The sequence below is a fragment of the Kribbella sp. NPDC054772 genome (assembly GCF_053611945.1).
In genome coordinates this window covers 247,416-254,166 of the sequence record NZ_JBSHBJ010000010.1, presented here as the reverse complement: position 1 = coordinate 254,166, position 6,751 = coordinate 247,416, and the positions used below count along the sequence as shown (strand labels likewise).

The 6,751-nt window shown below is 68.9% G+C and carries 5 protein-coding genes; 4 read left to right on the top strand and 1 reads right to left on the bottom strand.

The features are described from left to right. Positions 1–77: 77 nt before the first annotated feature. The 4 genes from ACWGID_RS19170 to ACWGID_RS19155 are packed head-to-tail and all read left to right on the top strand — an operon-like array spanning position 78 to position 5,532. Entirely contained in the window at positions 78–836 is a 759-nt protein-coding gene (locus ACWGID_RS19170; protein WP_452198245.1) for a Clp protease N-terminal domain-containing protein, read from the top strand. A gap of 9 nt (positions 837–845) precedes the next feature. Continuing rightward, on the top strand, positions 846–2,123 hold the full coding sequence (locus ACWGID_RS19165; RefSeq protein ID WP_452198243.1) for a serine hydrolase domain-containing protein: 1,278 nt from the start codon (positions 846–848) through the stop codon (positions 2,121–2,123). A 51-nt stretch (positions 2,124–2,174) separates the two neighbouring features. Next, positions 2,175–3,572, top strand: coding sequence for a sigma 54-interacting transcriptional regulator (locus tag ACWGID_RS19160; protein WP_452198241.1), 1,398 nt, complete (start codon positions 2,175–2,177; stop codon positions 3,570–3,572). Between the two features lies 1 nt (position 3,573). Further along, positions 3,574–5,532, top strand: a complete 1,959-nt coding sequence (locus ACWGID_RS19155; protein WP_452198239.1) for a vWA domain-containing protein — start codon at positions 3,574–3,576, stop codon at positions 5,530–5,532. Here ACWGID_RS19155 and ACWGID_RS19150 read toward each other — a convergent pair. Next, positions 5,529–6,371: a cobalamin-binding protein gene (locus tag ACWGID_RS19150; RefSeq protein ID WP_452198238.1), complete on the bottom strand. Its 843-nt coding sequence runs from the start codon at positions 6,369–6,371 to the stop codon at positions 5,529–5,531. The genes ACWGID_RS19155 and ACWGID_RS19150 overlap by 4 nt on opposite strands. Between the last annotated feature and the right edge of the window lie 380 nt (positions 6,372–6,751).

Here is a 6,751-nt window from a genome sequence, read left to right as displayed (position 1 = left end):
CTACCCGTTCTTCGGCACAACACCGACTCTGTCAACCTAGGGTTGACGCCGCCAGATCGTCAACCTACGGTTGACGCATGACTCCCGGACCGGATCTGCAGCAGCTCATCACCACGATCAAGACCGACACCGGCAGCGACGACGAGCTGGAGCAGCTCGCCACCGCCGCGGTGACGATCAGCGAACTGACCAGCACCGGTGACGCGGCCCTCGGGTTCTTCGTCGACCGGGCCCGCGGCGCGGGGAAGTCGTGGGTCGAGATCAGCGCCGTCCTCGGCGTCAGCAAGCAGGCCGCCCACAAGCGCTTCGCCGACTCGTGGACGGCTCGCCCGGCGTTCGAGCGCTACACGCAGCGCGCCCGCGCGGTCGTTCAGGCCGCGGCCGACATCGCCCGCGATCGCAACCACAACTTCGTCGGCACCGAGCACCTCCTGCTCGCGCTGTACAAGCAGCCCGACAGCGTCGCCACGAAGGTGCTGGTCCAGCACGGCATCACCGAAGCCACGGTCCTCCAAGCCGTCAACGCCGAAAGCCCCGCCGCCGAGAGCCCGGCCGCCGAGAGCCCCGCCGCCGAAAGTCCCGCTGCCGCGGAGGCCGCGCCGAAGGGCCTCGACGCCGAGAACCCGCCGTACACCCGCCGCGCCGCGCACGTTCTGCAAGGAGCCGTCGGCGAAGCCGTCACGCTCGGCCACAACTATGTCGGCACCGAACACCTCCTGCTGGCGTTCTTCCGCGACTCGGCCGGCATCGCGACGAAGATCCTGCTCGACCAGGGACTCGACGAAGCCGCCGCCTGGCAGGACATCCGGGTCCAGCTGGAGGGGTTCACGAAGTAGGTTTGGCGCATGCCTGACTGGTCTGCGCGGTTGAACGAGTTGGCGGTGGCCGCCGAGGTCACCGGGGCGGTGCTCGGCGTCTGGCACGACGGCGCGACGACGATCACGCCGTACGGCGTCCTGAACACGGCGACCGGTGTCGAGGCGACCGCCGACTCGCTGTTCCAGATCGGCTCGATCAGCAAACCGTGGACGGCGACGATGATCGTCCAGCTCGCCGCCGAGGGCCGGCTGCGGCTCGACGACCCGGTGGTCAAACTGTTGCCTGAGGCACCTGTCGACGACCGGATCACGGTCCGTCAGCTGCTCACGCACACCAGCGGGATCGACGGCGACCTGTTCGCCGACACCGGCCGCGGCGACGACTGCCTGCAGCGGTACGTCGCTCTGCTCGCCGGCGTCGACCAGTTGTTCGCGCCGGGGACGGCGTACTCGTACTGCAACGCTGGATTCGTCCTGCTCGGCCGGCTGATCGAAGTACTCGACGGCCGGACGTGGGACGAGTCCCTGAAAGCCCGCCTGCTCGAACCGCTCGAGCTCACCCACACCGTCACGCTGCCCGAGGAAGCGATCCTGTTCCGCGCGGCACGCGGTCACGTCGCCGCCGACGGTGCGCCGGTGAAGACCTGGCAACTACCGCGCAGCATCGGCCCCGCCGGGACGATCACGGCGAGTGCCGGCGACCTCCTCACGTTCGCCCGGATGCACCTGTCCGACGACCGGTACGCCGCGATGCAGGAGCCGCAGGTCCCGTCCGCCGGTGGGATCGGCGGGTTCGTCGACCTGGGCCTGACCTGGCGGATCTACGACTGGGACGGCCGCCGCATCTTCGGCCACGACGGCTCGACGATCTCGCAGCTCGCCTTCCTCCGCGTCGACACCGAAGCCCGGTTGATCATGTGCCTGCTGACGAACTCCGGCAATGGCACCCGCCTGTTCGAGCCGCTGGCCAGCGAGGTCTTCCAGCACTATGTGGGTGTCAGCCACCCGGCGCCGCCGCAGCCGATCGACGTACCGATCGACGACCGCCACGTCGGACGCTACGAACGGACGAGCGTCCGGCTCGACGTCGTGCGCCGGGACGACCGCCTGGTGCTGCTGGAGCAGGCGACCGGAGACCGGCTGGCGTTCGCCGAGGAACCGGAGCACGAGTCCGAGCTGCGGCCGACCGAACCCGCGGACGGCGACCATTTCGTCACCCGGTATTCCCCAGAGCATCCCTGGGTGCCGTTGACCTTCCGGCCGAACCACCTGTTCACCTCGGGACGGTTCACCCCCAAGCGGTAAATCTGAGATATGGGAGGTGCTGGTTGGGGTGACCGAGCTAACGTCGCACCTGTGACTAGTGCACCTGCTGAACTTCCTCGTAAAGCTGGTGACCTCCGGGCCGCCGGATACCTTCCCCGGTCGATCAAGGCCGAAATCCGTGACAACCTGCTGAAAGAGCTCCGCGCCGGGCGCGACCCGTGGCCGGGCATCGTCGGATTCACCCGGACGGTGATTCCGCAACTAGAGCGTGCCCTGCTCGCGGGACACGACGTCGTACTGCTCGGTGAGCGTGGTCAGGGCAAGACCCGGCTGCTGCGCACCCTGGTCGGGCTGCTCGACGAGTGGACCCCGGTGATCGAGGGCGCCGAACTGCCCGAGCACCCGCTCGACCCGATCACGCCGGCCTCGCGCCGCCGCGCCGCCGAGCTCGGCGACGACCTGCCGGTCGCCTGGTTGCACCGCTCCTTGCGGTACGCCGAGAAGCTCGCCACCCCCGACACCTCGGTCGGTGACCTGATCGGCGACGTCGACCCGGTGAAGGTCGCCGAGGGCCGCAGTCTCGGCGACCCCGAGACCATCCACTTCGGACTGGTCCCGCGCTCGCACCGCGGTATCGTCGCGATCAACGAACTGCCGGACCTCGCCGAGCGCATCCAGGTCGCGTTGCTGAACGTGATGGAGGAGCGCGACATCCAGGTCCGCGGGTACACGCTGCGGCTGCCGCTCGACGTGTTGCTGGTGGCAACGGCCAACCCCGAGGACTACACCAACCGCGGCCGGATCATCACCCCGCTGAAGGACCGCTTCGGCGCCGAGGTCCGCACCCACTACCCGCTCGACATCGACGCGGAGGTGGACGTGATCCGGCAGGAGGCCGAGTTCACCGCCGAGGTCGGCGAGCCGCTGCTGGAGGTGCTGGCCCGGTTCGTCCGGCACCTGCGCGAGTCGACGTCGATCGACCAGCGGTCCGGCGTCTCCGCGCGGTTCGCGGTCGCCGCGGCCGAGACGATCGCCGCCGCCGCGCTGCGCCGGTCCGCGATCACCGGCGAGGAGCCGGCCGTTGCGCGACCGGTCGACCTCGAGGCGGTGCCCGCCGTACTGCGCGGCAAGCTCGAGTTCGAGCCCGGTGAAGAGGGACGCGAGATCGAACTGCTCGAGTACCTGCTGCGTCGGTCGGTGGCCGACACGGCGCGCGAATGGTTCGCCGGTCTGGACCTCAGCCCGCTGGCCCACGCTGTTGCTGACGGCAACCTTGTGACCACCGGTGAGCGGGTGCCCGGCCGCGAGGTACTGGCCGCGCTGCCCGAGCTGCCGGTGCTGCACGACGTCGCCGCCCGGGCCGGGGTAGAGCCGAACGACTCGTCCGGCCGGATCGCCGCCGCCATCGAGCTCGCCCTCGAGATGCTCTATCTCTCGAAACGCGTCGCCAAGGACGCTGACGAAGACACAACGGTCTACGGAGCCTGACATGAGCTCGATTCCGGAAGGCTGGTCCTACGGGCCGTGGCATGACGGGCCCGATCCGTTGAAGCCGCCGGTCGATCTGCGGGACGCGCTGGACGAGATCGGCCGGGACGTGATGAACGGGTCGTCACCGCGGTCCGCGCTGGAGGAGATGCTCCGGCGCGGCACGCGGAACACCCAGGGCCTGGACGACCTGACCCGCCGGCTGTGGGAGCGTCGCCGCGAGATCCAGCGGCGGCACAACCTCGACGGCACGTTGCAGGACGTCCAGCGGCTGCTCGACGAGGCACTGGCGGCCGAGCGCCGCGAGCTGTTCCCGAACCCGTCCGACGACGCTCGCTTCAAGGAGGCCGAGCTCGACGCGCTCCCGTCCGGTACGGCGGCCGCGGTGCGCGAGCTCGCCAACTACCAATGGGAGTCGTCGGAAGCGCGGGCGAAGTACGAGGAGATCCGTGAGCTGCTCGGGCGCGAGCTGCTCGGGTCCCGGTTCGAGGGCATGAAGGAGGCGTTGCAGCAGACCACGCCTGAGGACATCGAGCGGATCAACGAGATGCTCACCGACCTCAACGCGTTGCTCGCGGCGCATGCGCAAGGGCGTCCCGACGTACCGCAGATGTTCGACGAGTTCATGGCCGCGCACGGGGAGTTCTTCCCGGAGAATCCACAGAACGTCGACGAGCTGATCGACGTACTTGCGCAGCGGGCGGCCGCGGCACAACGGATGCTCAACTCGATGACGCCCGAGCAACGGGCCGAGCTGATGGAGTTGTCGCAGCAGGCGTTCGGCAGTCCGCAACTCGCGCAGCAGTTGGCGCAGCTGGATGCCCAGCTGCAAGGGCTGCGGCCGGGGGAGGACTGGTCCGGGTCGGAGCAGATGAGTGGTGACGATCCGCTCGGTCTCGCCGACGGCGCGCGGGCGATGTCCGATCTCGCGGAGCTCGACGCACTCGCCGAGCAGTTGGCGCAGTCTTATCCGGGTGCACGACTGGAGGACATCGATCTCGACGCTCTCACGCGGCAATTGGGTGACGAGGCAACGGTCGATGCGCGCCGGTTGAGTGAACTCGAGCGGCAGCTACGCGATCAGGGGTTGATCGAGCGGGCGCCCGACGGCTCGCTGCAGTTGTCTCCGAAGGCCTTGCGTCAACTCGGTCAGACCGCGTTGGCCGACGTACTGCGGACCGCCCGTGGTTCCGGTGAGCGCGATGCGGCGAACGCGGGTGCAGCGGGTGAGTTGAGTGGCTCCTCGCGTCGGTGGGAGTTCGGTGACACCCAGCCGTGGGACGTGCCGCGGACGGTGCGCAACGCCGTACTGCGGACTGCTCATCGCGGCGGTGGTGGCGTACGGCTCGACGTCGCGGACGTGGAGATCGCCGAGACCGAGCACCGGGCACGGGCCGCCGTGGCGTTGCTGGTCGACACCTCCTGGTCGATGGTCCAAGAGGGCCGGTGGCTGCCGATGAAACGGACGGCGCTCGCGCTGCACCAACTCATCTCGACCCGCTACCGCAACGACGCCCTCCAGCTCATCACCTTCGGCCGGTACGCCGGAGTTGTCGAGCTACCGCAGCTGATCGGCATGGAAGGCACTTGGGAACAGGGCACCAATGCGCACCACGCCCTGCTCCTCGCCGGCCGCCACCTCCGTCGCCACCCGGACGCCCAGCCGGTCGTCCTGATGGTGACCGACGGCGAACCGACCGCACACCTGGAGCCCGACGGCACCGCCGAGTTCTCCTACCCACCCGAGCCGGCCACTCTCCGCAAGACGATCTTCGAAGTGGACCGACTCGCCAAACTCGGAGCCTCGCTGACCGTCTTCCGGCTGGGCGGCGACCCACGCCTCAACGCGTTCGTTGACCTCTTGGCCCGCCGCAGCAGCGGCCGAGTCCTCGCCCCTGACGCCGACGGCCTGGGCGCCGCAGTAGTGGGCGACTACCTGAGAACCCGCCGCAAGCTCTAACGCACCTTGATCGCGTGTTCCGGGGCCTCGTCACGGAGGATGGCAGCTAGTACGTCGACGCCATCCACCAGGCGAGGCCCCGGCCGCGCGAAGTACCCGTTCGCGTCGACCGCCCACACCGGAATACCCGGCGGCAACTCGTGCAGTACTCCCTCGGTCAGGCGAGCCGCACCCTCGAGGTCGAACCCACACGGCGCCGCCACAATCACGTCAGGCCGCGCCTCCCGCACCATCTCCCACGAGATCGCCACCGACCGCTGGCCCGCCCGCCCCAGCACGTCGACCCCACCCGCCAACGCCACCATCTCCGGCAACCAATGCCCCGGAGCAAACGGCGGCTCAGTCCACTCAAGCAACCCAACCCGCACCGGCTCGTCGCCACCCTCCGCCCCGCGGGCTGCCTGCGCGTGCCCGCTGGCTGTCTCCGCGTGGCCGCCGATCGAGTTGGCTCGGTGAGCGTCCAGTCGCGTCCTGAGGTTCGCCACCAACCCCGTCGCGTCTCGGCCGATCGCCTTCCCGATCGTCGCGATCGACTCCAGCACCTCATCCAGAGTGTGCGGGTCGGTACTCACCACCTCCGCCCGACACCCGAGGTACGCGAGCGCCTCCCCGACATCCGCCACATCGATCGCACACACCGCGCACAGATCCTGCGTGATCACCACCTCGGGATCGAGCACCCCCGCGTCCAGGTGGTAGAGATCCTCCCCAGCCGCAACCTTCCGACGTACGACGGCGTCGATCTCACCCGGTGTCAGCCCCGCAGGCAACGCCGTACCCGAAACGATCCGCCGCGTACGCGCCGTCGCCGGATAGTCACACTCGAACGTGACCCCCACCAGGTCCTCCCCAGCCCCCAACGCAAAACAAACCTCAGTCGCAGAAGGCAACAACGAAACAATCCGCACCCCCAAGACTCTAACCACGCCCCGACACCCGGGGGTTGAGACCTGCACCCGGGACTTGGGACAGGTAATAACAGGTCCGCACCCACCACTTCCTGTCTCAGCCCCCGCGGTGCCCACCGACTCCACGTTCTCGCCGAACGCGCGTCTGCTGGGGCTTGCTGTGCGTGCGGTGTGCTTGTTCCTGCCGGCGTACGGCGGATTCGGGCCCGAGCGCGGGGGATGTGGGTTCGTGTTGGGGGTGTTGGGGTGGGTGAAAACCGAGAACACCCCAAACAACCGGGTTTAACCCAAGGTGGGAAACCCCGGGAGTG